The organism is Helicobacter pylori HUP-B14 (genome assembly GCF_000259235.1).
Classification (GTDB): Bacteria; Campylobacterota; Campylobacteria; order Campylobacterales; family Helicobacteraceae; genus Helicobacter; species Helicobacter pylori_CU.
The window spans coordinates 1,275,686-1,302,393 of sequence record NC_017733.1; the positions used below are offsets into that span (position 1 = coordinate 1,275,686).

Genomic DNA, 26,708 nt, shown 5'->3' on the forward strand with positions numbered 1-26,708 from the left:
GCAGTTGAGAACATTGAAAATAAACATCAAGTTAAATTGATTCTTGAAGCAAGCGGTTGCAAAAGTTTTTATCCAACATGCGATAATGACACATGTAAAATAGATGCACCAGAATGCGAGAAAGGCTGGTAAGGTTTTGCAAACCACGAATGCTGAGTTTCTTGGTTTTTTAAAAAAATTAAACTACCAAGTTCATAATTATAAAACTTCTAGTCCCTTTAGGCTAGAAGAAGTGATTAAAGACCGCATAATGTTTAAAAAACATGTTAGCGAGATAGAGAATCTAGCTCATTCTTCACCATTTTTCTTAAAAAAGTGGGTGATAAATGGGAAAAAACTTATAGAATTGAAGAAATAGCTCAAAGAACCTTAAAAGAATTGCAAAAAGATAATTTGCATAAGCAAGTTATAGAGATGTTAGAGAATAATCCGCTCATTCTACACCAAGAATTTGAGCGTTGGTTAAATACCAAACATCAAGGAATGATTTCTACAATCATAGATAAATATTGGCATAACTTTATTATCTATACTTATGAGTATCAGTCTTGGTGTTTAGACAAGTATGATCGTTTTATCCATCATCTCCCTACTCCAGAATACGAAAAAGAAAGCTCTGACAATCTTGATAATTTAAAGAATATTGCATATTATTTCAAATCCTACCAACAACAATACCCCCTAGATAGAAATATCCTACTTTATAATTTTCCATACAAATTACTCTATCAAGAAAAATCTTTTGAGACAATAAGGGCTATTATTATAGAATTTAGCGAACTTGTATAAGCTCATAAGAATTTTTGATACACCAACACTACCGATTTAGGTGTAGAGCTAAGGCTAAAAAAACTATCTGTAGCTTCATTGAGCGAACCAGAAAAGAGCGTTTTTAAACGCAAGTTTTTTAAGGGGTATTTGAGGTTTTTGGAAGTGAATCGGGCTTTAAGATCTAAGCTAAAAAGCGAGATTTGTTCCCCTTTAAAACTAGGTAAAGTAAAAGGGGTTTCTAACACCCTAAAAAGACCATAATCGCTTATGGCTTGGATTTTTTGGCAAAATTTAAAATACTCCAACAATAAAAAAGTGTTCGCTAAAGCGTGATCTTCTCGCTTGCCATTCAACCCTAAAAAAATAAAGTCATCAAAGCCTTTATTCAAAGCATAAAAAAAGGCTTTGGACAAATCGTTGCTGTCTTGTTCGCTCATGCATATAGGGTTATACAAAGCTTTCAAATGCGAATCAATGCTATCTAGATCGCCTATAACAACGCTGGGTTTGAATTGAAGCGCATGCAATGATATAACAGCCCCATCGCATGCGATTAAAAAGGGAGCGTTTTTTAAAAGGTCTAAGCATTTTTGAGATTTAGGAAACTCCCCATTCGCTAAAATCACTGCTTGCATGACTTATTCCAACGGTTAAAATAATACAAACCAATAAAAAGGTATAGAATCGTTGTGAAGAGTTGCACCAAACTCTCTGTAGAAATTTGGAAAATACAAAACCACACGATAATGGACACGATATTCCCCAAAGTTACCAATACATAGTTCTCCATATAACGCAAAACCTGTAAAATAAAAGCAATAATAAAAATGACGAAATTAAAACTCTCTGCCCATAAAAAATTCGTTTTAATCTCTTTAAAAAACAAAGCGCTCACACAAGTTAAAACCCCTATGCCTAAAACGAGCGCAAAACGCCAATTTTTGGAAAGTTTTTGAGCCTTGATAGCACCCTCATGCTGCTCTGTCTTTTTCCATGCGAACAGCCCATAAATCGTTACCGGCATATACAAAAAAAGGCATAAAATCACATCAGCGTTTAATTTCCATTGATAAGCGACATAAGCGTAACTCAAATTATAAACAAGACCAAACACAAAGCAAATCGTTTGCCTTTCTCCGGCAAAAAACGCATACAAAACCCCACTAAGCCCTGCTAGTAGGTTAACAAATGAGCCTTTGACAAGGATGTTAGTGATGGTTAAAAACACGCAAGAAAGAATGAGTGTGGCGTAAAATCGTTTGGATAGTTGGGTGGTTATTAACATGCTATTTCCTTACGCAAGAATTACCTTGACAAGTTCTATGGGTTTGATCTCAGCCTTTTAAAAACTTGAGCGTTTTAAAAAGCACCCCTTAAATGCTTCTCATTGTAACACAAATCAGTGAGAACGCGCTTTAAAGTTTCTTTATTTTTTTATACCCCCTCCATTTAATGACATTTGGGTTAAATCACCACCCTAATTTAGCGCAAAGCCTAGAACAAATCCCAAAACACACAAGAAAGCAAGCATAACCAAACCCTCTACAAGGAGATTGCTAGGATGCCCACAATACGCCGAAATCTCATGCATAGCGACAATAAAGGGCATTATCAAAAGCATCAAATAAAAATCCCTTAGCCTTGATCCTAACACAGCGTTATAAAATGCGCCAAAAAACCTAGCCTTAAAAATGGCTTTGAGAAACCTAGGGTATCTTACTTGGAAAGATTTATAACAATCCCTACCTCGTGGGTCAAATAAAAGGTTAGACAATAGGGTTGCTATTAAAAGCGTTAGCCATGCGTAATAGCTATCTTTAGGGTTAAAAAGGATATCGCCTTGGCTCCAAGGAAATGTAGACAGACATCCAGCATAGACTATGGCCACCGCCCATTGATATTCCCAGTCGCTCAAACGCTTTTTGATGTTCATGCTCTCTCCTTTCTTGCCCAAAGCTACCTATCATACACGAAATGACGATCATAGGTGGGTTCTCTTGGGGTTTGTGGCTCTCTATCAACGCCACGGATATAATCTTCTACCCTATCGCCTACTTCAGACCCAATATATCCTCCTGCTGTGCTACCAAGAAATCTCCCTAATCCAATACCCACTGGACCTCCAGGAACCCCAATTGCTCCTCCAATTTTATCACCAACAAAACCCCCAACACCACCCCCTATAAGTTTGCCTAATTCACCCCTTGCCTCTATTTTAGGACTAGCTATAGCCACATTAGCCATTGCACCGCATAAAACCACTACACAACTAAATGTTCTTAATCCATTCATAACAAATCCTTTCATAAAATTGAGATTCAAGGCATGTTTGGCACACCTTGGTAAGAATATTTATACCACAACCCTATTAAAAGCATTGTTATAGATCGGAAAAATATCACAAGAAGCTCAATAAATGTTTTGTTTCTACTCAAATTACAATATTAAGGTAAATCATTGGTTTTATGGTTTTAGTATTTTTTAAGCGTTTTAGAGCGTTAAGTTTCAAGCATTAAAGCCTTTAATTGCGTTTTTACACCAACCGCTTAAAAATTGAACGCCTATTTTGAATATATTAGACGCTTTTTTATTTTTATGCTAAACTATCTGAAGTTTTGGCCGATATGACTTCATACAGAGGTTAAACCAATCATAAATGGTAAGGTTGATTCCATCTCGCTCTGTAATAGGTTTGAAACCATGCATCTAAGATTGACTCCTATCTTGTAAGTGCCATACTACAAGTTCCAATAATAAAAACTTCTAAAAATCAAAACCTACAGAGCGAGATGGAATTAACCTTTGTATGATTACAAAGGATAGCCAATCTTAAACAACCAATACAAGCCTTATAATATCATTAATCGCTATTCAAAATCACAGATATTTTAATACAGCGTTCAATTTTTGAAAGCAAGAGTCCACTCACAAATCTTTTTAACAACAAATTTTTATACCATGTTGATAGCTTTCGTGTTAGAATGCGTATTGAATTGATCTTAGGAGTGTAAAAATGCAAGTTTCACAATATCTGTATCAAAACGCACAATCTATTTGGGGGGATTGTATTTCCCATCCGTTCGTTCAAGGCATAGGGCGTGGGACTTTAGAAAGAGATAAATTCCGTTTTTATATTATTCAGGATTATTTGTTTCTTTTAGAATACGCTAAAGTGTTTGCTTTGGGCGTAGTTAAGGCTTGTGATGAAGCGGTGATGAGAGAGTTTTCTAACGCTATACAGGATATTTTGAATAACGAGATGAGTATCCATAACCATTACATTAGAGAACTTCAAATCACTCCAAAAGAATTGCAAAACGCATGCCCCACTCTAGCGAATAAATCCTATACGAGCTACATGCTCGCTGAAGGGATTAAGGGCTCTATTAAAGAAGTTACGGTGGCTGTTCTATCCTGTGGTTGGAGCTATTTAGTGATCGCGCAAAATTTAAGCCAAATCCCAAACGCTTTAGAACATGCCTTTTATGGGCATTGGATTAAGGGCTATAGTTCCAAAGAATTTCAAGCGTGCGTAAATTGGAATATTAATTTGCTTGATTCCCTCACCCTCACTTCTTCAAAACAAGAAATTGAAAAATTAAAGGATATTTTTATCACTACAAGCGAATACGAATATCTGTTTTGGGATATGGCGTATCAAAGTTGAATAAAAGTTTTTGTGCTGTTAGAAAAACGCAAGAGAAGAAAATATCTATCTCTTGCAAAAAGTCTATTGAGCGTAAGCTTCTAGTTTGAGTTCAATCTTTACCTCATCTCCAACGACAGCATCGCTAAAGGTTTTACCGATACCAAAATCCTTGCGGTTGATTTTGCCTTCAGCTTGTAGCACCATGAATTCTTTTTTATTCATGGGGTTTTGTAAAGGGGCTTGGATTTTGGCTTCCAATACGACAGGCTTAGTTACGCCACGAAGAGTCAAATCCCCATAGATTTTACTATCTTCGTATTTGGTCATTTTAAAGCTCCCTTTTGGGTATTTCACCACATCAAAAAAATCCGCTGTTTTCAAATGGTTATCTCTTTTTCTGTCCCTAGTATTGACGCTTTTCACATCAATATTGCCTTCAAAAACGCTGAGCGTTTTAGTGTTAGGCTCTAGATCAATTTTGCCATCAAAATTATCAAACGTGCCTCTTGTTTCATTGAATGTGAAGTGCTTGACCTCAAACCACACGCTAGAGTTTGCCTTATCAATCGTATAAGGTTTTGCAAACGCCAAACTAACGCCCAAAAGGGTGAACATTAACGCTTTTTTCATTGTTTCCTCGCTTCATTAAAATTAAAAATGCCAACTATACAACAAATTGGTTAATGGTAAAATACTCCTAATCGTCTGTTTTAAGGTATAATACAAAAAATCCCCATTAGGTAGGTGTTGTTATGATAAAAAAGACCCTTGCATCGGTTTTATTAGGATTGAGTTTGATGAGTGTGTTAAATGCCAAAGAATGCGTTTCGCCCATAACAAGAAGCGTTAAGTATCATCAGCAAAGCGCTGAAATTAGAGCCTTGCAATTGCAAAGTTACAAAATGGCGAAAATGGCGCTAGACAATAACCTCAAGCTCGTTAAAGACAAAAAGCCAGCCGTCATTTTGGATTTAGATGAAACCGTCTTAAACACTTTTAATTATGCGGGCTATTTAGTCAAAAATTGTATTAAATACACCCCAGAAACTTGGGATAAATTTGAAAAAGAAGGCTCGCTTACGCTCATTCCTGGAGCGCTAGACTTTTTAGAATACGCTAATTCTAAGGGCGTTAAGATTTTTTACATTTCTAACCGCACGCAAAAAAATAAGGCATTCACTTTAAAAACGCTCAAAAGTTTTAAACTCCCCCAAGTGAGTGAAGAATCCGTTTTATTAAAGGAAAAAGGCAAGCCTAAAGCTGTTAGGCGAGAATTAGTCGCTAAGGATTATGCGATTGTTTTACAAGTGGGCGACACTTTGCATGATTTTGACGCGCTTTTTGCTAAAGACGCTAAAAACAGCCAAGAACAACGAGCTAAAGTCTTGCAAAACGCTCAAAAATTCGGCACTGAGTGGATCATTTTACCCAACTCTCTTTATGGCACATGGGAAGATGAGCCTATAAAAGCATGGCAGAATAAAAAATAAAATTTATCCATCGCATAAGAACGATTTTTGCTAACATGACAAAAAATTTGATCTCTTAGGCGGAGCTATGGATTTTGTAGGGTTTGAAGATTTAAAATGCAAAGATAAAGAAAACTCTCAAAAAGTTTTTGTGATCCGTAACGATAAGTTAGGCGATTTTATTTTAGCCATACCCGCTTTAATCGCTCTAAAGCAAGCTTTTTTAGAAAAAGGCAAGGAAGTGTATTTGGGTGTGGTTGTGCCTAGCTATACCACCCCAATAGCCTTAGAATTCCCTTTTATTGATGAAGTCATTATAGAAGATAACCACTTGAGCGCCACTCTCAAAAGCAAATCCATTGACGCTCTTATCTTTTTATTTTCTAATTTTAAAAACGCCAGACTCGCTTTTAGTTTTAGGAAATTTATTCCTTATATCCTAGCCCCAAAGACTAAAATCTATTCTTGGCTGTATCAAAAGAGCGTGCGCCAAAACCGATCGCTGTGTTTAAAAACCGAATACGAATACAATTTGGATCTCATTCATGTGTTTTGTAAAGATCACAACCTCCCTAACGCTCAACTTAAAAAAATCGCATGGAAGCTTAAGGACAAATCCAAAGAGCGATCCATTATCGCTTCAAAACTCAACGCTGATGTTGGTTTGTTGTGGATTGGCGTGCATATGCATAGCGGAGGCAGTTCGCCCGTATTGCCCGCTTCGCATTTCATTGAGTTGATTGCAATCTTGCATGAAAAATTAAGTTGTGAGATCATTCTTATTTGCGGGCCAGGCGAGAGAAAAGCCACAGAAGAACTCCTTAAAAAAGTCCCTTTCGCTCATCTCTATGATACGAGCCATAGTTTAGTGGATTTAGCCAAATTGTGCGCGAATTTAAGCGTCTATATCGGGAACGCTTCAGGCCCTTTGCATGTGAACGCTTTATTTGACAACCAATCTATCGGGTTTTATCCTAACGAACTCACCGCCTCTATTGCCAGATGGCGGCCTTTCAACGAACAATTTTTAGGCATCACCCCGCCTAATGGATCAAACGACATGGGTTTGATTGACATTAAAAAAGAAAGCGAAAAGATTATGGGATTTATCACAAAAAATCTTTCTCATCACGCGCAAGAAAGATAACCGCAACAAACATTACGCAAACGATCTTAAAACGCTCAAAAATTTAATCGGATTGAAGCGGTTTTTCGCATTCTCATTAAAATTTCTAATTTCCTCATAAATTGAGCCTTGAGGGATTCAATTTGAGTTTAAGTTAGATTAGCCCTTGCAAGCTCTATAAGGCTATTAATTTATTTCCCATTTATCTATTTCTTGTAAAATACGAGTTTATTTTTAGCGTGAAGAAATTGATGGTTAGCCTGATAGAAAAAGCCCCTTACATTCCCTACCCCCTAGCTCTTTATGAAAAGTTAGAGCAACCACACACCTTGCTTTTTGAAAGCGCTGAGATTGAGAGCAAAGCGCACACCAAATCCCTATTAATGGCTAAGGCTTGTTTGAAACTAGTTTGCAACCACAATATCGTAACCATCACTAGCCTAACGCCTAATGGTGGGGCGTTTTTGCAAACATTGAGCGCGTTTTTTAAAACGCCTATACAAGACAATGCCCTAACCTTAACCTACACCAAAAATAAAAAAACGCAAGATGAGTTTTTAAAACTCTTTGAGCCTAGCCCTTTTGACGCTTTAAGGGGGCTTTTTAAAAGCGTTAAAACAAAACCCAAACACCCTTTTACGCTCTTTAGCGCGGGCGTTTTTTCTTTTGAAATGCTCAATTTTTTTGAAGATTTACCTAACTTAAAAGCACAAGACAACACCGCGCATGACTTTATATTTTATGTTGCGCAAAATTTGATCATCATAGACCATAAAGAAAAAAGCGCTGAAATCTTGGGGGCGTGTTTTGATGAACGCTTTAAAACAGAGATAGCCCAAGAATTACAGGACTTAAAAGAGTTGGCTAAAAACATCAAAAGCGACTTTATCCCTAAAAAAGCTAAGCAAAGCACAGGAGTTAGTGCTAATTGCGATGATAGCGAGTTTGAAAAAAGGGTGCTATCCTTACAAGAAGAAATCAAAAAAGGCGAGATTTTTCAAGCGGTGTTGTCGCGCAGCTTTTATATGGAGTGCTTGGAGGGTTTGAGCGCGTATTATCATTTAAAGCTCTCTAACCCTAGCCCTTATATGTTCTATATCAAAGACAGCGATTTTATCCTTTTTGGGGCAAGCCCTGAGAGCGCCTTAAAATACAACGCTTTAATGAATACGGCTGAAATTTATCCCATTGCTGGCACTCGTTTAAGGGGTAAGGACAAACAAGGGAATATTGATTACGATTTGGATAGTAAAATGGAATTTGATTTGCAACACGACTATAAAGAAAGGGCTGAACACATCATGCTAGTGGATTTAGCCAGAAACGACATGGCCAGAGTTTCAAAAAAACGCTATTGCGACAAGCTTTTAAAAGTGGATAAATATTCCAATGTCATGCATTTAGTTTCAAGGGTTGTGGGGGAATTGAAAAAAGGGTGCGATAGTTTGCATGCTTACAGGAGTTTTATGAACGCCGGCACGCTCAGCGGGGCGCCTAAAATCTCTGCGATCAGGCTCATTTACCAATTAGAAAAGCAAAGGAGAGGCTCTTATGGGGGGAGCGTGGGGTATTTAAATAGCGAGGGCTCTATGGATTCTTGCATCACTATCCGTTCATGTTTTGTTAAAAACAATAGGGCCGTGATCCAAGCAGGAGCCGGTATTGTGTTAGACAGCGTGCCGCAAAACGAAGCGAATGAAACAAGAGCCAAAGCGCAAGCCCTTATTGATGCGATCAGGAAAACAAGCTTATGAAAATCTTTTTTATAGATAATTTTGATTCTTTCTCTTATAATTTGGTGTATGAATTAGAGTGTTTGGGTTATGAAGTGGCCGTTTATCAAAACGATATTGATCCGAGTTATCTTATGGGTTTAATGAATGAAGAATTAAAAACCCCTTTATTGTTCATCTCACCCGGGCCAGGTAATCCTAGCAGTTCAGGCAATCTTTTAAGAATCATTGCAATGGCTAAAAAGAAATTCCCCATTTTAGGGGTTTGTTTAGGCTTACAGGCTTTAGCGCAAAGCTATGGGGCTAAAATCATAAGGAGTAAAGAAATCGTGCATGGCAAAGCGACGACTATCGCGCTCAAAAAGCATGCCGTTTTTAAAGGTTTAGGGGAAAGCATGGTAGTGGGGCGTTACCATTCTTTAATGGCGAGCGGGTTGCCTAAAAATTTAGAAGTGATCGCTAAGCATGACAATATCCCTATGGCCATTATCAATGAAGAAGATAAAATCTTAGCCTATCAATTCCACCCTGAAAGCATCATGACTTTACAAGGGAGAGCGTTGTTAGAGCAAAGCGTGGGGTTTTTAAAAGAATTATAATGAAAGATATTTTAAACGCTCTCTATCATCAAAAAGACTTGAACGATGAAGAAGTTAAAAAGTTATTCACGCTCATTATCAACGAAAAAGTAAGCCCAGCACAACTTGGGGCCATTTTGTGCGCTTTAAAAATCAAGGGCGAGAGCTTTAAGGAGATTAGCGTCGCTGCAACCACGCTTTTAGAGCATGCCCCTAAGCCTTTTAACAGCGGCGTGGATTTAATAGATAATTGCGGCACAGGGGGCGATGGGTTAAAAACGATTAATATTAGCACGATTGCCGCGCTCATTGCCAGCTCTATGGGGTTATCTATGGCTAAACACGGATCAAGGAGCGTTTCCAGTCATAGCGGGAGCGCGGATTTGTTGGAAAATTTGGGCGTGAATATTGAAATGAACCCCACGCAATTAGAGAATTGCTTCAAACAAACGCATTTTGGGTTTTTATTCGCGCCTTTATACCATCAAAGTTTTAAAAAATCCGCCCCCTTAAGAAAAGAGCTTTTCACTAAAACGATTTTTAATTGCTTAGGGCCTTTAATCAACCCCTTAAGGCCAAAAATCCAGCTTTTAGGCGTGTATGACAAATCCTTGTGTAAGACCATGGCACTAGCGTTAAAGACTTTGGGCGTTAAAAGGGCGATGGTGGTTAATGGAGGGGGGACGGATGAAATCGTGTTGCATGACATTACGCATGCGTGTGAATTGAAAAATAATGAAATTTTAGAGTATGACTTGAGCGCTAAAGATTTTGACTTACCCCCCTATGATTTGAAAGAATTACAGATTGAAAACGCCAAAGAAAGCGCTCAAGCGTGTTTAGATATTTTAGAAAATAAAGGCAAAAATTCGCATACAATGGTGGTTGTGGCGAATGTGGCGAGTTTGTTGTATTTAAGCCATAAGGCTAAAGATTTAAAAGAGGGCGTGGGCATGACTTTAGAGCATTTAAAAACCAAAGCGCCTTATGCGCATTTGCAAAAAATCATAAGGTTAAGCCATGCCTAGCGTGTTAGAAAACATCCTTAAAGACAAGCTCCTAGAAGTTTCTGCACTCAAAAAAAATCACACTTTGCCCGCAAACATAAACCCAAGCGATAGGGATTTTAAAAAAGCGTTATTGGAAAAAAAGACCAGCTTTATTTTAGAATGCAAAAAAGCATCGCCCTCCAAAGGTTTGATCAGAAAAGATTTTGATCTGTTAAAAATAGCCAAGACTTATGAAAAATTTGCCTCTTGTGTTTCAGTTTTAGCCGATGCTAAATATTTTTTAGGCTCTTATAAAAACATTAAGATTGTTTCGCAGCATTCCACCAAGCCCATTTTGTGTAAAGACTTTATCATTGACGCTTTTCAAATCAAACTCGCTAGAATGATGGGAGCTAATGCGGTGCTTTTAATGCTAAGCGTGTTAGATGATAAAAATTATTTAGAGCTCTTTAATCTCGCTAAATCCTTAAACATGAGCGTGCTGACTGAAGTTTCCAACCAGCAAGAAATTGAGCGCTTGCTCAAACTCCAATACGACATTATAGGTATTAATAACAGGGATTTACACACCTTAAAAACCGATATTTTTCACACGCTGGAATTACGCCCCCTTTTGCCTAAAGATGCGATTATTATCAGTGAGTCCGGTATTTATTCGCATGCGCAAATCAAAGTCCTAGCCCCTTATGTGAATGGCTTTTTAGTGGGCAGCTCTTTAATGAAAGAAAAGGATTTGAAAAAAGCGTGCATTAAATTGATTTTAGGCGAAAATAAAGTGTGCGGGCTTACAAGAATCAAAGACACCAAAGCCGTTTATAAAAACCATTTCATTTATGGGGGTTTGATTTTTGAAAAATCTTCGCCCCGATACATCAAGCCTAAAAAAGCCCTAAAGATCACAAAAGCGGTTAAAAAACTGGATTTTGTGGGCGTGTTTGTGAAAGATAGCGTTAAAAAAATTCAAAAAATCGCTAAAAAACTTGATTTAAAAGCGGTGCAGCTTTATGGCTATTCGCAAAAAGAAATCGCTCAATTAAAAAAATCGCTCCCTAAAACTTGCGCGATCTGGCAAGTAGTGAGCGTGATGAACGCTAAAGATTTAGTGCCTAAAGCTAAAGAAGCCTCTCTAATCTTATACGACACTAAGGGGGATAAAATGGGAGGCAATGGCGTGAGTTTTGATTGGGAAATTTTAGAAAATGTCAAAACGCCTTTCATGCTAGCTGGTGGGCTTAATTTGGATAATATTCAAAACGCCTTGAAAGTTAAAGCGTTGGGGTTGGATTTCAATTCCGGTTTAGAAATAAGCCCTGGGATTAAAAATAAGGATAAAATCAAGCGATTAACCCGAATTTTAAGAGAGTATTAAATGAATAAAAAAGCGTATTTTGGGGAGTTTGGAGGGAGTTTTGTTTCAGAATTGTTAGTGCCTGCATTAAGAGAGTTAGAACAGGCGTTTGATGCGTGTTTGAAAGATGAAAAATTTCAAAAAGAGTATTTTCGTCTTTTAAAGGATTTTGTGGGCCGTCCTAGCCCTTTAACCTTGTGTCAAAATATCGTTTCTAACCCTAAAGTCAAGCTTTATTTAAAACGAGAGGATTTAATCCACGGCGGGGCACACAAGACTAATCAGGCTTTAGGGCAAGCCCTTTTAGCGAAAAAAATGGGAAAAACAAGGATTATTGCTGAAACAGGCGCTGGGCAGCATGGCGTGGCGACGGCTATCGCTTGCGCGTTGTTGGGTTTAAAATGCGTGATTTTTATGGGGGCTAAAGACATCAAGCGCCAGGAAATGAATGTTTTTAGAATGCGCTTATTAGGCGCTGAAGTGAGAGAAGTCAATTCAGGGAGCGCGACGCTTAAAGACGCTGTGAATGAGGCTTTAAGAGATTGGGCGAGTAGCTATAAGGACACGCATTATTTGCTAGGCACAGCCGCCGGGCCACATCCTTACCCTACGATGGTCAAAACCTTTCAAAAAATGATAGGCGATGAGGTTAAAAGCCAAATTTTAGAAAAAGAAAACCGCTTGCCTGATTATGTGATCGCATGCGTTGGAGGGGGGTCTAACGCTATAGGGATATTCAGTGCGTTTTTAAACGATAAAGAGGTCAAACTCATAGGCGTAGAGCCAGCCGGTTTAGGGCTAGAAACCAATAAGCATGGGGCGACTTTGAATAAGGGGCGTGTGGGGATTTTGCATGGGAATAAAACCTATCTTTTACAAGATAATGAAGGCCAGATTGCAGAAAGCCACAGCATTAGCGCTGGGCTTGATTATCCAGGAGTAGGGCCAGAACACAGCTATTTAAAAGAGATTGGGCGCGCGGTTTATGAAAGCGCAAGCGATGCTGAAGCGCTAGAAGCCTTTAGTTTGTTGTGCCAAAAAGAAGGCATTATCCCAGCATTAGAGAGTTCGCATGCCTTAGCGTATGCCCTAAAGCTCGCTCAAAAATGCGAAGAAGAAAGCATTATTGTAGTGAATTTAAGCGGTCGTGGGGATAAGGATTTAAGCACCGTTTATAACGCTTTAAAAGGAGGTTTAAAATGAGGTATCAAAACATGTTTGAAACCTTAAAAAAACAAGATAAAATGGCGTTTATCCCGTTTGTAACCTTGGGCGATCCTAATTATGAATTGAGTTTTGAAATCATTAAAACCCTAATTATTAGCGGGGTGAGCGCTTTAGAATTGGGTCTTGCTTTCTCAGATCCCGTAGCGGATGGAATTACCATACAAGCGAGCCATTTAAGGGCATTAAAACACGCTTCTATGGCTAAAAATTTCCAGCTTTTAAAAAAAATTAGAGGCTACAACCATGATATTCCCATAGGGCTTTTAGCGTATGCGAATTTAATTTTTTCTTATGGCGTTGATGGCTTTTACGCTCAAGCTAAAGAATGCGGTATAGATAGCGTTTTAATAGCGGACATGCCCCTAATAGAAAAAGAATTAGTCATCAAATCCGCTCAAAAACACCAAATCAAGCAGATCTTTATCGCTAGCCCTAATGCGAGCGTTAAAGATTTAGAACAAGCCGCTACGCATTCGCAAGGCTATATCTACACTTTAGCCAGGAGTGGGGTTACAGGGGCGAGCCATACTTTAGAAAATGACGCGAGAACTATTATTAAAACCTTAAAAACCTTTAGCCCTACCCCAGCTTTACTGGGCTTTGGCATTTCTCAAAAAGAACACATCACAAACGCTAAAGAAATGGGTGCTGATGGCGTGATTTGCGGCTCAGCGTTAGTCAAAATCATAGAAGAAAATTTAAACAATGAAGACGCCATGCTAGAAAAAATTAAAGGGTTTATAGGAGGAATGATTTTTTAAGGCTTTTTGGCTTTGTTGCGTCAAAAAATTAAAGATCACAGATTAACAATCATCAAGCTTTATTATATGCACGTTATGGCGTTAGCGTAGGAAATACTGCCATAAGCCTAACAATAATATAAAAGTAACCTTGTAGTGTGGTTGATAGCGGCTAAAATCGCAGGTATTTTGATAATAAAAAAGGCTAATTTTCATATACTAAGCCATAAGCGATTATGGTCTTTTTAGGGTGCTAGAAACCCCTTTTATCTTGCCCAGTTTTAAAGGGGAACAAATCTCGCTTTTTAGCCTGAATCTTAAAGCCCAATTCACTTCTAAAAATCTCAAATACCCCTTAAAAAACTTGCGTTTAAAAACGCTCTTTTCTGGCTCGCTCAATGAAGCCACAGATAGTTTTTTTATCCTTAGCTCTACACCTAAATCGGTGGTGCTGGTGTATCAAAAATTCTTATGAGCGGGTTTTGTTAGGCAAGTTTTTGTCTGTATATTGTGTCAAGTTAAGAAGCGTTTGAGTTAGCAAGTAGAGAAAGATTGATTCAGTTTCGCTTTGCGTGGAGGTGGTAGGTTTAGTGTTTTTAATGTGCATTGTGTGGCGGACACAATGATAGGAGTTCATAATTTTTTAACAAAACGACTACAAAGCGAACAAATCAACCCATCACCTACATCGGCTAAAATCCAAAGCAGTTTAGTATAGAGAAATAGCCAATATCTAGCGTGTCTCAAAATACGCTTGAATCCATCTGGATCAATCTCCAGCAGTTGGATTTCTTAAAATCATCAAACCAATTAGAAGCCTTAATAAAAATGTAAGAAATACCGCTCAATTAAAGGGTAGGGTAGAAGCCAGTGCGAGTTTTGAGTTTATTTTAATTTTTTAAAAAAATAGGGTTTTAGTTACTTTATTTTTGCAGTTTGGAGGTTATCGCTTAACTAAGCTCTTTTATATTTTGATTACAGAAAATGCTTTTTAGATTTTTTAAATTTCATGATCAATAAAACAAAGTCAAAGCTTTTGAGTGCTTCTTTTAAAAGGATAAAATCAAAGCGATAACCACCAACCAAAATCTTGGCTAGCAGTTCATCAAATTTCATACAAATTCAATGGTGGCTAGAGTGGAAGCATCCCCTCTTCTAAAAGTAGTGCGCTGGATCCTAGTGTATCCGCCATTCCTTTGCGCGTATTTGGGCGCGATTTCAGTTACAAGCTTGTGGGTGGCTTCTTTGTTTTGCAAATATGCAAAAACATGGCGGTGCGCGTTAAAATCGCCCACACGAGCCGCTGTCGTTAATTTCTCAATGTAACTGCGCAACTCCTTAGCTTTATAAATCCCTGTTTCAATTTTGTTATGCTCAATCAAAGCGATCGCTAAATTCTTTAATAACGCCTTTCTGTGCGAGCTGGTTCTCCCAAGCTTGCGGTATCCGTGTTTGTGTCTCATCAGTCGTTACCTCCTTTATCTTCTAATTTTTCTAATCTTTTCTTTAAACTCTCTCTTTGTTCATGGCTTAATTCTGTGCCTACCGGATAGCCCAAATCATTCAATTTTTCAGCGATTTCATCATAGGATTTTTTACCCATGTTCTTCACGCCCTTAAGCTCTTCTTCGCTCATCAACACGAGTTCGCCCACATACTTGATGCCGATTTTATCCAAGCAATTAAAACACCTAGCGCTCAAATTCATGCTTTCAATCTTAGCACTCAAATCTTTAGCGTCATCTCTTTGAGCGTAATCGCCTGAATACTCCGTGTTAGCAATGGGTCTTTCGCCAAAAACGCCTAGTTGCTTGCTCATCACTTTCACCGCTGATAAAAACGCTTTATAAGGGTCAATCTGCCCGTCTGTTTCAATATCAAAAATGATTTTTTCATAGTTGGGATCGCCCTCAACCAAAACGTTTTCAATCTCATAAACGACCTTTTTAATCGGCGTGAAAGAGCCGTCTAATGGCATGTAGCCCTCAGGCATCAATTCCCTTGTGTTTTCGCTTGGGACATACCCCATTCCTTTATAGATAATGAGCGAAAAATTCAATTGAGCGTCTTCGTTGATTATCGCTAGGGGCATTTCCGGATTGACAATTTCTATATGCTCAGAATTCAAATCCCTAGCCCTAAGCTCCATAGGCCCTTTAAAAGAATAATCCACCACAACCGATTGGTTTTCTAAAGAGCTATCCTGCCCCACTAACGCCTTGGCTATAAAGCGGATATTCTTTAAATTCATGATAAAAAGCGACACATCTTCAGTAACCCCCCTTAAAGAGTCAAACTCATGATGCACACCTTCAATCTTTAAACCCACAGGAGCATACCCCACAGAACTTAAAAGCAAGAGTCTTCTAATAGGATGAGCAAGCGTAACAGCGTAACCAAACTCAAATGGAGCCAGAGAAATCTTAACCCGATTGCCCTCTTTCTCTAGCACCTTAATTTCTGATGGGATCAAAGGTGCTGTTTTGATAACTTTCATGCTCTAACCCCTTACTTAGAATACAATTCTACAATGAGTCTTTCTTCAATAGGGACAACCACTTCTTCTCTTTCAGGGTAGCGGGTGAAGATGCCGTATTTTTTATCTTTTTCCACATCAATCCATGGCACAATCCCTGTTTGAGCCGTTAATTCCATCGCGCGCACCACTTGAGGGTTGCTCTTGGTTTTTTCTTTGATCTCAATTTTTTGCCCTGAACGCACGAAATAAGAGGGAATATCCAAACGCTTACCATCCACAAGCACATGCCCATGCGTTACCAATTGCCTAGCAGAGCTTCTAGTGGTCGCAAACCCCATGCGATAGACGACATTATCCAATCTTCTTTCAATCAAGCGGATAAGGTTTTCGCCCGTATTGCCGTCCAAACGATTGGCTTCCACGAAAATACTCCTGAATTGCTTTTCAGAAATGCCATACATCATTTTAGCTTTTTGCTTTTCTTTCAATTGCAACCCGTAATCAGAAGTCTTAGCACGTCTTTGCCCATGCTGACCTGGCCCATAAGCCCTTTTATCTAGCGCGCTCTTCCCGCTCAATCGCCTTTCACCTTTTAAAGCTAAAGAAACCCCAAAACGCCTTTCTAGTCTTTCTACTGCGCCTCTATATCTTGCCATAAAGCCTCCTTACACTCTTCTTCTTTTAGGGGGTCTGCAACCATTATGAGGGAGCGGGGTGATGTCTTTAATCCAAAGCACTTTAACGCCCTCTGTCGCGCCCACGCTCTTAATAGCGGTCTCACGCCCACTGCCTGGCCCTTGAACCTTAATGCCCACTTCTTTAACGCCATGCTCTTTAGCCTTGCTTAGAGCACTTTCTACAGCTTGTTGGGCCGCATAAGGGGTGGATTTTTTAGAGCCTTTAAACCCTAAACCGCCCGCCGTGCTCCAGCAAATCACATTGCCCATTTCATCAGTGATCGTGATATTGGTGTTGTTAAAGGTCGCTGAAATATAAACAACCCCTCTCGCAATATTCTTTTTGACTACTTTCTTTTTAGCCACTACATTTCTCTTAGCCATTAAATCATCATCTCCTTATCCGCTACTTGCTGCCCACGGTTTTTTTCTTACCCTTACGAGTCCTAGCGTTATTTTTGGTGGTTTGGCCTCTCACAGGAAGACCCTTACGATGCCTGATCCCACGATAATTCCCTAAGTCCATTAAGGATTTAATATCCATTTGAACTTTTTTACGCAAATCGCCCTCTACTAAGTAGCTTTGTTGGATTTTTTTAGCGATACTAGACACTTCATCTTCGCTCAATTCATGCACGCGTTTGTCAAAAGAAATGCCTACCGCTTCTAAAATCTCTCTAGAACTCTTAAGCCCAATCCCATAAATATAGGTAAGGGCATACTCTACTCTCTTCTTTTTTGGTAAATCCACACCAGCAATCCTTGCCATGCTTTATCCTTGTCTTTGTTTGTGTTTAGGGGTAGCGCAGATCACTCTAATAACGCCCCTTCTTTTAATGATTTTGCACTTATCGCACATCTTTTTCACTGATGGCCTGACTTTCATGATTTTTCTCCTTTGAAAAAATTAGGCACTACTAAAAACTTTTATACTAACATATTTTCATTGAAATAACCCTTAAATTATTTATATCTAAAAGTTATCCGACCCTTGTCTAAGCTATAGGGCGTAAGCTCTAGCTTGACCCTATCGCCTAAAGCAATCCTAATATAGTGCATGCGCATCTTTCCAGAAATACGGCACAACACCACATGCTTATTGTCTAACTCCACCTTAAAAGTGGCGTTAGGCAACGCCTCAATCACTTTCCCATCCACTTCTATAACATCATCTCTTGCCATTAACGCTCCGTAAGAATCACTGCTTTATTGCCAACTATGGCGATAGTATGCTCATGGTGGCTTGTGTTAAGCCCATCCACTGAAACCACGCTCCACTTATCCGCTAGTATTTTAGGCTCGCCTTGTTTTTGACACACCATAGGCTCTAAGCAAAATACCATGCCCTCTTTGATTTTAGGGCCGCTATTAGCTTTGACGCCTTTTTCTAGGTAGTTTGGGATTTCTGGCTCTTCATGGGGTTTTTTACCAATGCCATGCCCGCAAAATCCTTTCAAAGGCACAAAGCCCCTTTCTACAATAGCGCCCTCTAAAATCTGACTCAACTCTTTAAAATGCATGCCCACTCTAATTGAATTAATGGCATGCATCAAGCTCTCTTTAGAGCAAGCGAGCAATTTTTCATCTTGCGGGCTTATCGCGCCTATGGGAAGCGTGAGGGCTGAATCGCCATAATAGCCATCCACCTCCACCCCCAAATCCAAGCCTATAATATCCCCTTCTTGTAAAACATAATCCGTAGGAATGCCATGAATAACCACCTCATTTAAGGACATGCACACCGAGTTGGGGAAACCATACAGCCCCTTAAAAGCAGGCCTAGCATGCGAGGATTTGATAAAATCTTCAGCCATTTTATCCAACTCTAAAAGTGAAACCCCAGGCCTTACTTCTCGCTCTAAAAGGGCTAACGCTTGAGCGGTTAATTCCCCGGCTTTTCTTAGAGCTTTGATTTCTTTTGGGCTTTTAATAGAGATCGCCATTAAAAGCCTACCGCGCTTAAAGTTTTATACTTGCTCATATAAATTTGCGCTTCAATCTTTTTCATGGTGTCAATAGCGACTTGAACCACAATCAGCACCGCCGTGCCTCCAAAATAAAAAGGCACGCCCATAGCCTTAACCAAAATCCAAGGCACGGTAGAAATGAGCGCTAAATACAATGAACCCCACAAAGTGAGCTTACTCGCTACAGCATTCAAAAACGATGAAGTCCCCTCTCCAGGCCTAAGCCCTGGAATATACCCGCCATTACGCCTCAAATTATCCGCAATATCCTTAGAATTGAACACGATAGAAGAATAAAAGTAAGCAAAAAAGATAATGAGTAAGAACATCAAAATATTATACGCATACCCTTGCGGGCTTAAAAAATCCGCAATCGCTTGCAAGGTTTTGTTGCTTGTGGCTTGCTGTAAGATCGTAGAAGGGAACACGAGCAGAGCTGAAGCGAAAATAGGGGGGATCACCCCGCTTAAATTCAACTTAATGGGAATGTAATTCATGATGCGCTTGTTCTGGTTTTGCATCACCACTTTACGTGCATAAGAAATAGGGATTCTGCGCTCAGCTAATTCCACATAGATGATCGCAAAAATAGTCGCTAAAACAATCAGCACAATACCAATGAGCATTAAGATATTGATCACGCCCGTATTGACCAAATTGAATGTGCCTGAAATAGCTGATGGGATCCCTGAAACAATCCCGGCAAAAATAATAAGGCTAATCCCATTCCCCACGCCCCTTTGCGTGATTTGCTCCCCTATCCACATGAGTAGCATCGTCCCTGTAAGCATAGAAAACGCTGAAACGATCATAAAGACTTGCATATCAATCATGATCGCTCCATTGGCTCCTCCACTAATGCTCCTTAAGCCCACTGAAACGCTCACCGCTTGGATTAGGGTGATTAAAATGGTCAAATAGCGCACGATTTGCATGTATTTTTGCATGCCGTCTCGCTCTTTTTTCATTTTAGCTAAGTTGGGGAAAGTCGCGCTCAAAAGCTCCATGATAATGGAAGAAGTGATATAGGGCATGATACCCAAAGAGATGATGCTCAAGCGAGAAACCGCATTCCCGCTAAACATGTTAAACAACCCCAAAGCGTTGTTGGAATTGCTGTCAAAAAAAGCCTTGATCGCTGCTAAATCTACGCCAGGAATGGGGATATAAGCTAAGACTCTGTAGAGAAATAAAAAACCCAAAGTGATGAGTATCTTACTAGCAATAGCTTTATTCATAATAACTTATTCCTCTTAAATCAAGCTGATACAATAGGGGCATTACTTCTGCCCGCTTGTTTTGATTCTCTCATCTTTAATTTTAGAAGCTAGGTTTTTAGCGTCTTTACCGATCAATTTCACGCCTTCAATATAAAGGGGGAAATGGTGTAAAGCGCGCAAGCTTGAAAAAGTGATTTCTTCTAAATTTTTAATCGCTTCATTCTTTTCCACATTGATAGAATAGACATGAGAATCTTTAGTCCTAAAACCTATTTTAGGCAAACGGCGTTGTAAGGGTTGCTGCCCCCCTTCAAAGCCTCTTTTAGCCTTATAGCCTGTCCTTGCGGTTTGACCTTTACCGCCCCTTGTGGCCGTCTTTCCCATGCCGCTTCCTTGACCACGGCCCACTCGTTTGATTTTCTTAACGCTACCTTTAGCCGGTTTTAAATTTTCTAATCCCATTATCATATCTCCTTTTTAACTACGCCTTGATTTTCGCTAAAGCGTCAAAAGTCGCGCGCACCACATTATAGGGGTTGTTGGAGCCTAAAGATTTGGTGAGAATATCCTTAATGCCTGCTAATTCCACGATAGGGCGCGTTGAACCCCCAGCAATCACTCCCGTTCCCTCACTTGCCGGTTTGAGTAAAATACGGCTCGCGTTGTATTTATGTTCAATGTCATGAGCGATAGTCGTGCCTTTAATCGTTACATGGATTAAGTTTTTAAACGCATCATCTACCGCTTTTTTAATCGCATCAGGGACTTCTTTAGCCTTGCCTAAACCAAAGCCTACAAGCCCATTTTTATTGCCCACAACCACTAAAGCGTTAAAACGAAAACGCCTACCGCCCTTAACCACTTTGGTTACACGGCCAATATTCACGACGACTTCTTGAAACTCTTCTCTGTTAATCTCTTCCATACCTTTCCTTTCTGTCATAGAGCGATCCCATTCTCTCTCAAGCTTTCAGCAAACGCTGCCACCACGCCATGATAGAGGTAACCATTCCTGTCATAAACCGCTCGCTCAATCCCTGCTTTTTTCAATTCTTCAGCAAAGAGAGCGCCTAATTTTTTAGCGTCTTCTTGCGTGTTTTTAAAGCCCATTTTCCTGCCATCAATATGCGTTATGGTGCTTTGTTTAACATCATCAATCGCTTGCGCATAGAAATAGCGATTCGAACGAAAAACGCTCACCCTAGGTCTTAAATTATCGCCCAAGAGTTTGCTTTTAATCCTTAATTTTCGGCGATCCCTTAAGGCTTTCTTTTTATACAATGCTTTTGCGTTCATCACTCCACCTTATTTATTTTTTAGCTGTTTTACCAGCTTTTCTAATAATGACTTCATTGCTGTATTTCACGCCCTTGCCCTTGTATGGCTCTGGGGGCCTGAAGCTCCTGATTTTAGCGGCGACTTGCCCTACTTGTTGCTTATCGCTCCCTTTGATAGTGATCGTGTTTTTTTCCACCACCATTTCAATCCCTGCTGGAATGGGGTATTTCACCGGGTGGCTAAAACCCAAACTCAAATCCAAAGTTTTATTGCCCAAAGCCACCTTATAGCCCACGCCATTGACTTCTAAAGTCTTACTAAAGCCAGTGCTTAAGCCTGTTACAATGTTGTTGGCTAACGCCCCATAAGTCCCCCAATAAGCTCTAGACTGCGCGTCTTCGCCCACAGGCTGGAAGCTCAATTGGTTGTTTTCAAGCGTGATTTTCACGCGGTTGTGAGTTTCTAACTCATGCTTTTCTTTGCTGTTTTTAAAAAGAAGCTTGCTCCCTTCAACGCTCGCTTGCACAGAGCTTGGAATTTCAATGATTCTTTTCCCAATTCTTGACATTTTCAATCCTTTACCAAATGCTGCAAAGCACTTCGCCACCGACATTTTGTCTGTAAGCTTCTTCGTTGGTGATCACCCCTTTAGAAGTGCTTACCACAATCACGCCATAGCCATTTTTAAAGCGCTTCAACTCGTTTTTTTGCTTATACACACGACGACCAGGCTTGCTTAAGCGCTTCACTTCGCTGATTTTTGAATGCCCTTTTTCATCATAAGCCAATTGCACATAAACCGATTGTTTCTTGTCTTTATCTTTGACATTGAAATCTTTAATGAAACCTTTTTCTTTAAAAATCTCTAAAATAGAAACCACGATCTTTGCGTAATAAAGCTGTGTGAATTCTAAGCGACGCATAGAAGCGTTTCTCAAACGAGTCAATGAATCTGCTATTATATCATTTACCATATCTTATCCTTACCAACTGGCTTTTCTCAAGCCTGGGATGAGTCCCTCACTGCCCATTTTTCTAAGGCACACCCTACAAAGCCCAAAATCCCTATAAACCGAATGAGGTCTCCCACAAATGCGGCATCTGGTATAAGCCCTTACTTGGAATTTTGGTTTCCTTTGAGCCTTTGCTATCATTGATTTTTTAGCCATATTAACCCCTTATCTCACTTTTGCAAAAGGCAATCCAAGCAATTCTAACAACTTGAACGCTTCTTTATCGTTGTCCGTAGAAGTTACCATAGTGATGTTCATGCCATGACTGACCATAATATCATCATAAACCACTTCCGGGAAAATCAACTGCTCATTGATCCCAAAGGTGTAATTCCCACGCCCATCAAAACCATTTCGTGAAATCCCTCTAAAGTCTTTCACTCTGGGTAACGAAATCACAATCAGCTTTTCTAAGAAATTATACATGCGTTTATTCCTTAAGGTAACTTTCGCCCCTACCGCCATGCCTTCTCTGATCTTAAAGCCTGCAACGGATTTTTTCGCTTTAGTGATAACCGCTTTTTGCCCTGCAATCAAAGAAATCGTTTGCGCGATATTTTGCATGATTTTCATGTCTTTTGCATGAGCCCCAGCGCCCACGCTGATAACGATTTTTTCTAGCTTGGGCAAAAGCATGGGGTTTTTGATGTCTAATTCTTGAGCGAGTTTTGTTCTCACTTCATTTTGATAAAATTGTTTCAAACCAAACATGTATCCAACTCCTTAGGCTTTCTTCACATTGGAAATGTGTATGGGCTTTTCTTTATGGATAAAGCCTCCTTTAGGGTTATCATCAGTAGGTTTAATCGCTTTTTTCACCACCTTACACCCTTCAACAATGACTTGAGAAGTCTTAGGCAACACCGCTAAAACCTTAGCGACCTTACCCTTATCGTCTCCTGCAATGACTTTCACCATGTCATTTTTTTTGATTTCGGTTTTCATTATACAACCTCCGGCGCTAGAGAAATAATTTTCATGAAATTAGCGTAACGCACTTCTCGGCTCACTGGTCCAAAAATCCTTGTGCCAACAGGATCTTTTTTAGCGTCCAAGATCACTGCCGCGTTGTCATCAAAACGCACCAAAGAACCATTTTTCCTTTGGATTTCTTTTTTCGTTCTCACCACAACGGCTTTGACGACTTGACCGCGTTTCACCTTACCATTAGGGATAGCTTTTTTCACGGAAGCCACAATCACGCTACCCACACTCGCATAGCGCTTATGACTGCCTCCTAACACCTTAATGCACATGATTTCTTTAGCGCCGCTATTGTCAGCGACATTCAATCTTGTAAAACTCTGTATCATGCTTATACTCCCACTACTAAAATTTCTTTAAGCGTGAAAGACTTGGTTTTAGAAAGCGGTCTGCACTCAATCGCGCTCACAAAATCCCCTACTTTCACCTGATTGTTTTCATCATGGATAGTGTATTTTTTGAATTTTTTAACAATCTTGCGGTATTTTTCATGCACCACTTTTCTTTCCACAAGAATCACAGCGCTTTTTTCAGCAAACTTGCTGATAACCTTGCCTTGCACTAGCCTCTTATGCGGCTCTTTCGTATTCATTGCTTACCCTTTTTTACTCAACGCTAGAAGAATAATGTGCATTAATGGCCGTGTTAATGCGAGCGATATTTCTTCTGGCTTTCTTAATCTCGTTAGGATTACTCAATTGCATAGCCTTTAATTTAACGCGCAACTCAAAAAGCTCCGCTTTCTTAGCATGCAACAACTCTTCTAATTCCTTGATACTTTTATCTTTCAATTCAGTATATTTCATTTTCGCTCTCACAAGTTACAATTTTGGTTTTAAAAGGAAGTTTGCTCTGAGCTAGTGCTAAAGCTTCTCTCGCTAGTCCTTCTTCAATGCCTAGCATTTCATAAACGATTCTGCCCGGCTTGATATTCATCACCCATTTTTCCACAGAGCCTTTACCTTTACCCATCCTGGTTTCTAAAGGTTTAGCGGTCAAAGGCTTATCGGGAAATACTCTAATCCACACCTTACCCGCTCTTTTAATGTGCCTTGTCATAGCCACCCTTGCGGATTCAATCTGGCGTGAATCAATCCTCCCATGCTCTATGGCTTTAATCGCAATATCCCCAAACGCAATGGAATTGCCACGATGGGCTTTCCCACGATTGCGCCCTTTCATTTGCTTTCTGTATTTTGTTCTTTTTGGCATTAACATGATTATTGCCTCCCTCTTCTGCTTCTTCTAGGCTCTCTTTCTTCTTTAGCCTCTTCTTTTTTCTCAAATTGGATGCCTTTTTGCAAAACTTCCCCTTTGAAAATCCACACTTTCACGCCAATAATACCATATACCGTCATCGCTTCAGCAAAGCCATAATCAATTTTAGCCCTTAAAGTGTGTAAAGGCACGCGCCCTTCCATATACCATTCGGTGCGAGCGATTTCAGCCCCTGCTAAACGGCCAGAAACGCGCACCTTAATCCCTTTAGCGCCGGATTTTAACGCCGCTTGCATGACCTTTTTCATCGCGCGGCGGAAAGCGACCCTTTTTTCTAGTTGGGTGGCTACATTTTCTGCGGCTAATTGGGTGTCAGCTTGGGGGCGTTTGACTTCTTTAATATTAATGGAGACTTCTTTTTTGATGAGCGTTTTTAGGCCTTCTTTGACTTTTTCAATATCCACGCCTTTTTTACCAATGATAAGTCCTGGGCGAGCCGCTACGACCGTAACGCGCAGTTTTTTAGCCGCTCTTTCAATCACAATCTCGCTCACGCCGGCATAATAAAGCTCTTTTTTAAGGAATTTCCTAATCTTATTGTCTTCATCAATATTGCTTGGAGCGGTGCGAGCGCTAGGGAACCATCTGGAAGTCCAATTCCTATTAATACCTAATCTCAAACCTACCGGATTAACTTTTTGTCCCATGCCCTACTTACCTTCTGCTTGATTTTTTTTATGGCTTTTAGAAGATTTCATTTCTTTCCCTTCTGCTACTTCTACGAATACATGAGATGTTGGCTTTCTAATGGCTGTGGCTCTGCCTTTAGCCCTTGGAATGGAGCGCCTAAGCACAGGGCCAGCATCCACTCTGCAAGAAACAATCAGAGCGCTCTTGGCGTCTAAAGAGCCGTTAGCGACCGCAGAAGCCACCACTTTTGAAAGCACTCTGGCCGCTTTATTGGGCGTAAATTCCAAACTAGCGATCGCTAATTCAGCGTTCATGCCTTGAATCTGTCTTGCAATCAATCTGGCTTTAGTAGGAGATAAACGCACAAATTTTAATAACGCTTTACTCATTCTACCCCCTTACTTGCCAATCTTTTTTTGGACACTGCCTTTGTGCCCTTTAAAAGTTCTTGTAGGAGCGAATTCCCCTAACTTATAACCCACATGGTTTTCTGTGATATACACAGGGACAAAAACCCTGCCATTATGCACATTATAAGTAAAACCAATCATTTCAGGCAAAATGGTGCTTCTTCTAGACCATGTTTTAATCGGGCGGTTATCCTTACCCTCTTTTGCCTTGAGCGTTTTTTTCATCAAGTGGTCGTCTATAAAAGGACCCTTTTTAATTGACCTAGACATTCTTTAACCTTTATTTATGTTTCTTTCTGGAAATGATGAGCTTGTCGCTAGCTTTTTTCTTTCTAGTTTTATAGCCCTTAGCTGGAGTGCCCCAAGGCGATACAGGATGACCGCTTGTCCCTGTTTTACCCTCACCCCCACCATGCGGGTGATCCACTGGGTTCATCGCGCTACCACGAGTTTGTGGGCGAATGCCTCTATGGCGGTTACGCCCTGCCTTACCGATAGAGACATTGATAAAATCCTCATTCCCTACCACGCCAACACTCGCCATGCATTCGCTTAAAATGTAGCGCATTTCAGAGCTTGGCATCCTAAGAATGGTGTATTTATTTTCCCTACCCATGATTTGAGCGCTCATCCCAGCGCTTCTGGCTAATTGCCCGCCAGCCCCCGGATGCATTTCAATGTTATGCACCACCGTTCCTATAGGGATATTTTTCAACTTCATCGCAAAGCCCACTTTAATATCCAAACCGCTTTCAGCAGCGATAACGCTATCGCCCACTTTCAAACCGCTTGGCTGTAAAATATAGCGTTTGTCCCCATCAGGATAGACTACAAGAGCGATGCGCGCGTTTCTGTAAGGATCATACTCAATCGCAGCCACTTTCCCTTCAATATTGTATTTGTTGCGTTTGAAATCAATAATGCGATAGAGTTTTTTAGCCCCTCTCTCTTTGTGGCGGCTGGTGATGTGCCCGTTATTGTTTCTCCCTGCTGTCGCTTTAAGCTTAGTGAGTAAGCCTTTAACACTGCTTTTTGCGGTAATGTCTTTAGAGTCCAACACCGACATGAAGCGTCTGCTTGGGGTGTAGGGCTTATAAGTTTTAATCGCCATAACGCTTTCT

At 40.0% G+C, this 26,708-nt stretch carries 39 protein-coding genes and 2 pseudogenes; 11 read left to right on the forward strand and 30 right to left on the reverse strand.

The genetic code is table 11. The features are described from left to right. Window positions 1-315 precede the first annotated feature (315 nt). Entirely contained in the window at window positions 316-789 is a 474-nt protein-coding gene (locus HPB14_RS06095) for a glycine-rich domain-containing protein (protein WP_229018041.1), read from the forward strand. Between the two features lie 2 nt (window positions 790-791). Here the strand turns inward: HPB14_RS06095 and HPB14_RS06100 are convergent, their stop codons facing one another. The 4 genes and pseudogenes from HPB14_RS06100 to HPB14_RS06115 form a co-directional block, all read right to left on the reverse strand. Then, the gene (locus tag HPB14_RS06100; protein WP_001149250.1) at window positions 792-1,406 is read right to left on the reverse strand and encodes a thiamine diphosphokinase; all 615 of its coding nucleotides are present in this window, start codon (window positions 1,404-1,406) and stop codon (window positions 792-794) included. After that, window positions 1,394-2,056, reverse strand: coding sequence for a nicotinamide riboside transporter PnuC (gene pnuC / locus HPB14_RS06105; protein WP_000909409.1), 663 nt, complete (start codon window positions 2,054-2,056; stop codon window positions 1,394-1,396). The genes HPB14_RS06100 and pnuC overlap by 13 nt, the downstream gene beginning before the upstream one ends. 184 nt (window positions 2,057-2,240) lie before the next feature. Further along, window positions 2,241-2,704 (reverse strand): annotated as a pseudogene (locus HPB14_RS06110) (hypothetical protein). A 23-nt stretch (window positions 2,705-2,727) separates the two neighbouring features. Then, the gene (locus tag HPB14_RS06115) at window positions 2,728-3,063 is read right to left on the reverse strand and encodes a hypothetical protein (RefSeq protein WP_001013847.1); all 336 of its coding nucleotides are present in this window, start codon (window positions 3,061-3,063) and stop codon (window positions 2,728-2,730) included. A gap of 721 nt (window positions 3,064-3,784) precedes the next feature. Between HPB14_RS06115 and tenA the strand changes: the two genes are divergently transcribed. Then, window positions 3,785-4,438 carry a thiaminase II gene (gene tenA, locus HPB14_RS06120; RefSeq protein WP_001198294.1) on the forward strand — a complete coding sequence of 218 codons (654 nt, stop codon included), beginning with the start codon at window positions 3,785-3,787 and terminating at the stop codon, window positions 4,436-4,438. A 63-nt stretch (window positions 4,439-4,501) separates the two neighbouring features. Here tenA and HPB14_RS06125 read toward each other — a convergent pair whose 3' ends face one another. Then, the gene (locus tag HPB14_RS06125) at window positions 4,502-5,050 is read right to left on the reverse strand and encodes a YceI family protein (protein ID WP_000709845.1); all 549 of its coding nucleotides are present in this window, start codon (window positions 5,048-5,050) and stop codon (window positions 4,502-4,504) included. A gap of 122 nt (window positions 5,051-5,172) precedes the next feature. Between HPB14_RS06125 and HPB14_RS06130 the strand changes: the two genes are divergently transcribed. The 9 genes and pseudogenes from HPB14_RS06130 to HPB14_RS06170 form a co-directional block, all read left to right on the forward strand. Beyond that, window positions 5,173-5,910: a 5'-nucleotidase, lipoprotein e(P4) family gene (locus tag HPB14_RS06130; RefSeq protein ID WP_041199451.1), complete on the forward strand. Its 738-nt coding sequence runs from the start codon at window positions 5,173-5,175 to the stop codon at window positions 5,908-5,910. 67 nt (window positions 5,911-5,977) lie between these two features. Continuing rightward, window positions 5,978-7,036: a glycosyltransferase family 9 protein gene (locus tag HPB14_RS06135; RefSeq protein ID WP_000348231.1), complete on the forward strand. Its 1,059-nt coding sequence runs from the start codon at window positions 5,978-5,980 to the stop codon at window positions 7,034-7,036. A gap of 230 nt (window positions 7,037-7,266) precedes the next feature. Next, window positions 7,267-8,769: an anthranilate synthase component I gene (trpE, locus tag HPB14_RS06140; protein ID WP_000254033.1), complete on the forward strand. Its 1,503-nt coding sequence runs from the start codon at window positions 7,267-7,269 to the stop codon at window positions 8,767-8,769. Continuing rightward, entirely contained in the window at window positions 8,766-9,347 is a 582-nt protein-coding gene (locus HPB14_RS06145) for an aminodeoxychorismate/anthranilate synthase component II (RefSeq protein ID WP_000688234.1), read from the forward strand. The genes trpE and HPB14_RS06145 overlap by 4 nt, the downstream gene beginning before the upstream one ends. Continuing rightward, window positions 9,347-10,354: an anthranilate phosphoribosyltransferase gene (gene trpD, locus HPB14_RS06150; protein ID WP_000651796.1), complete on the forward strand. Its 1,008-nt coding sequence runs from the start codon at window positions 9,347-9,349 to the stop codon at window positions 10,352-10,354. Before HPB14_RS06145 ends, trpD begins: the two co-directional genes overlap by 1 nt. Then, entirely contained in the window at window positions 10,347-11,705 is a 1,359-nt protein-coding gene (gene trpCF, locus HPB14_RS06155) for a bifunctional indole-3-glycerol-phosphate synthase TrpC/phosphoribosylanthranilate isomerase TrpF (protein WP_001141424.1), read from the forward strand. Before trpD ends, trpCF begins: the two co-directional genes overlap by 8 nt. Further along, a complete protein-coding gene (gene trpB, locus HPB14_RS06160) occupies window positions 11,706-12,887 on the forward strand; it encodes a tryptophan synthase subunit beta (protein ID WP_001034272.1) in 1,182 nt (393 codons plus the stop codon). Then, complete coding sequence (trpA, locus tag HPB14_RS06165) at window positions 12,884-13,672, forward strand: tryptophan synthase subunit alpha (RefSeq protein WP_001270370.1); 789 nt, start codon at window positions 12,884-12,886, stop codon at window positions 13,670-13,672. Before trpB ends, trpA begins: the two co-directional genes overlap by 4 nt. 202 nt (window positions 13,673-13,874) lie before the next feature. Further along, window positions 13,875-14,126: pseudogene (locus HPB14_RS06170) on the forward strand (hypothetical protein); the annotation flags it as partial. A gap of 637 nt (window positions 14,127-14,763) precedes the next feature. On the opposite strand, the gene rplQ reads toward HPB14_RS06170, so the two are convergent. The 25 genes from rplQ to rplB all read right to left on the reverse strand — a co-directional run bounded on the left by rplQ (window position 14,764) and on the right by rplB (window position 26,698). Next, window positions 14,764-15,114: a 50S ribosomal protein L17 gene (gene rplQ / locus HPB14_RS06175; protein WP_001216119.1), complete on the reverse strand. Its 351-nt coding sequence runs from the start codon at window positions 15,112-15,114 to the stop codon at window positions 14,764-14,766. Continuing rightward, window positions 15,114-16,148 carry a DNA-directed RNA polymerase subunit alpha gene (locus HPB14_RS06180; protein ID WP_000864519.1) on the reverse strand — a complete coding sequence of 345 codons (1,035 nt, stop codon included), beginning with the start codon at window positions 16,146-16,148 and terminating at the stop codon, window positions 15,114-15,116. Before HPB14_RS06180 ends, rplQ begins: the two co-directional genes overlap by 1 nt. Before the next feature lie 11 nt (window positions 16,149-16,159). Beyond that, complete coding sequence (rpsD, locus tag HPB14_RS06185; RefSeq protein WP_000135247.1) at window positions 16,160-16,786, reverse strand: 30S ribosomal protein S4; 627 nt, start codon at window positions 16,784-16,786, stop codon at window positions 16,160-16,162. Window positions 16,787-16,795: 9 nt separating this feature from the next. After that, on the reverse strand, window positions 16,796-17,191 hold the full coding sequence (rpsK, locus tag HPB14_RS06190; protein WP_001129297.1) for a 30S ribosomal protein S11: 396 nt from the start codon (window positions 17,189-17,191) through the stop codon (window positions 16,796-16,798). A 22-nt stretch (window positions 17,192-17,213) separates the two neighbouring features. Then, window positions 17,214-17,576, reverse strand: a complete 363-nt coding sequence (gene rpsM / locus HPB14_RS06195; RefSeq protein WP_000090809.1) for a 30S ribosomal protein S13 — start codon at window positions 17,574-17,576, stop codon at window positions 17,214-17,216. A gap of 3 nt (window positions 17,577-17,579) precedes the next feature. Next, the gene (rpmJ, locus tag HPB14_RS06200) at window positions 17,580-17,693 is read right to left on the reverse strand and encodes a 50S ribosomal protein L36 (RefSeq protein WP_000868339.1); all 114 of its coding nucleotides are present in this window, start codon (window positions 17,691-17,693) and stop codon (window positions 17,580-17,582) included. Window positions 17,694-17,770: 77 nt separating this feature from the next. Then, on the reverse strand, window positions 17,771-17,989 hold the full coding sequence (infA, locus tag HPB14_RS06205; protein ID WP_000090248.1) for a translation initiation factor IF-1: 219 nt from the start codon (window positions 17,987-17,989) through the stop codon (window positions 17,771-17,773). Beyond that, window positions 17,989-18,750: a type I methionyl aminopeptidase gene (map, locus tag HPB14_RS06210; protein ID WP_001018125.1), complete on the reverse strand. Its 762-nt coding sequence runs from the start codon at window positions 18,748-18,750 to the stop codon at window positions 17,989-17,991. Before map ends, infA begins: the two co-directional genes overlap by 1 nt. Next, a complete protein-coding gene (gene secY / locus HPB14_RS06215; RefSeq protein ID WP_001030180.1) occupies window positions 18,750-20,012 on the reverse strand; it encodes a preprotein translocase subunit SecY in 1,263 nt (420 codons plus the stop codon). The genes map and secY overlap by 1 nt, the downstream gene beginning before the upstream one ends. A 42-nt stretch (window positions 20,013-20,054) precedes the next feature. Then, the gene (rplO, locus tag HPB14_RS06220; protein WP_000522177.1) at window positions 20,055-20,456 is read right to left on the reverse strand and encodes a 50S ribosomal protein L15; all 402 of its coding nucleotides are present in this window, start codon (window positions 20,454-20,456) and stop codon (window positions 20,055-20,057) included. Window positions 20,457-20,475: 19 nt separating this feature from the next. After that, window positions 20,476-20,919: a 30S ribosomal protein S5 gene (gene rpsE / locus HPB14_RS06225; protein ID WP_001860543.1), complete on the reverse strand. Its 444-nt coding sequence runs from the start codon at window positions 20,917-20,919 to the stop codon at window positions 20,476-20,478. A gap of 14 nt (window positions 20,920-20,933) precedes the next feature. Then, window positions 20,934-21,290, reverse strand: coding sequence for a 50S ribosomal protein L18 (gene rplR, locus HPB14_RS06230; protein ID WP_000991872.1), 357 nt, complete (start codon window positions 21,288-21,290; stop codon window positions 20,934-20,936). Between the two features lie 13 nt (window positions 21,291-21,303). Next, the gene (gene rplF, locus HPB14_RS06235; RefSeq protein WP_000086606.1) at window positions 21,304-21,840 is read right to left on the reverse strand and encodes a 50S ribosomal protein L6; all 537 of its coding nucleotides are present in this window, start codon (window positions 21,838-21,840) and stop codon (window positions 21,304-21,306) included. 10 nt (window positions 21,841-21,850) lie between these two features. After that, window positions 21,851-22,246 (reverse strand): 30S ribosomal protein S8, encoded by a 396-nt coding sequence (rpsH, locus tag HPB14_RS06240; protein WP_000245805.1) that lies wholly within the window; start codon window positions 22,244-22,246, stop codon window positions 21,851-21,853. A 9-nt stretch (window positions 22,247-22,255) separates the two neighbouring features. Further along, a complete protein-coding gene (locus HPB14_RS06245) occupies window positions 22,256-22,441 on the reverse strand; it encodes a type Z 30S ribosomal protein S14 (protein ID WP_001085694.1) in 186 nt (61 codons plus the stop codon). Between the two features lie 9 nt (window positions 22,442-22,450). Then, window positions 22,451-22,996 (reverse strand): 50S ribosomal protein L5, encoded by a 546-nt coding sequence (rplE, locus tag HPB14_RS06250; protein WP_000467388.1) that lies wholly within the window; start codon window positions 22,994-22,996, stop codon window positions 22,451-22,453. A 12-nt stretch (window positions 22,997-23,008) separates the two neighbouring features. Further along, window positions 23,009-23,230 carry a 50S ribosomal protein L24 gene (gene rplX, locus HPB14_RS06255; RefSeq protein ID WP_000845538.1) on the reverse strand — a complete coding sequence of 74 codons (222 nt, stop codon included), beginning with the start codon at window positions 23,228-23,230 and terminating at the stop codon, window positions 23,009-23,011. Next, entirely contained in the window at window positions 23,230-23,598 is a 369-nt protein-coding gene (gene rplN, locus HPB14_RS06260; protein WP_000616110.1) for a 50S ribosomal protein L14, read from the reverse strand. The genes rplX and rplN overlap by 1 nt, the downstream gene beginning before the upstream one ends. 2 nt (window positions 23,599-23,600) lie before the next feature. Beyond that, complete coding sequence (gene rpsQ / locus HPB14_RS06265) at window positions 23,601-23,861, reverse strand: 30S ribosomal protein S17 (RefSeq protein ID WP_001092746.1); 261 nt, start codon at window positions 23,859-23,861, stop codon at window positions 23,601-23,603. A gap of 13 nt (window positions 23,862-23,874) precedes the next feature. Then, window positions 23,875-24,075: a 50S ribosomal protein L29 gene (gene rpmC, locus HPB14_RS06270; protein ID WP_000877884.1), complete on the reverse strand. Its 201-nt coding sequence runs from the start codon at window positions 24,073-24,075 to the stop codon at window positions 23,875-23,877. Then, on the reverse strand, window positions 24,062-24,487 hold the full coding sequence (rplP, locus tag HPB14_RS06275) for a 50S ribosomal protein L16 (protein ID WP_000928961.1): 426 nt from the start codon (window positions 24,485-24,487) through the stop codon (window positions 24,062-24,064). Before rplP ends, rpmC begins: the two co-directional genes overlap by 14 nt. 2 nt (window positions 24,488-24,489) lie before the next feature. Beyond that, window positions 24,490-25,194 carry a 30S ribosomal protein S3 gene (gene rpsC, locus HPB14_RS06280; protein ID WP_000529981.1) on the reverse strand — a complete coding sequence of 235 codons (705 nt, stop codon included), beginning with the start codon at window positions 25,192-25,194 and terminating at the stop codon, window positions 24,490-24,492. Window positions 25,195-25,197: 3 nt separating this feature from the next. Continuing rightward, complete coding sequence (rplV, locus tag HPB14_RS06285; RefSeq protein ID WP_000030349.1) at window positions 25,198-25,566, reverse strand: 50S ribosomal protein L22; 369 nt, start codon at window positions 25,564-25,566, stop codon at window positions 25,198-25,200. A gap of 9 nt (window positions 25,567-25,575) precedes the next feature. After that, a complete protein-coding gene (gene rpsS / locus HPB14_RS06290; RefSeq protein ID WP_000091385.1) occupies window positions 25,576-25,857 on the reverse strand; it encodes a 30S ribosomal protein S19 in 282 nt (93 codons plus the stop codon). A gap of 10 nt (window positions 25,858-25,867) precedes the next feature. Continuing rightward, on the reverse strand, window positions 25,868-26,698 hold the full coding sequence (gene rplB, locus HPB14_RS06295; protein ID WP_000985790.1) for a 50S ribosomal protein L2: 831 nt from the start codon (window positions 26,696-26,698) through the stop codon (window positions 25,868-25,870). Window positions 26,699-26,708 lie beyond the last annotated feature (10 nt).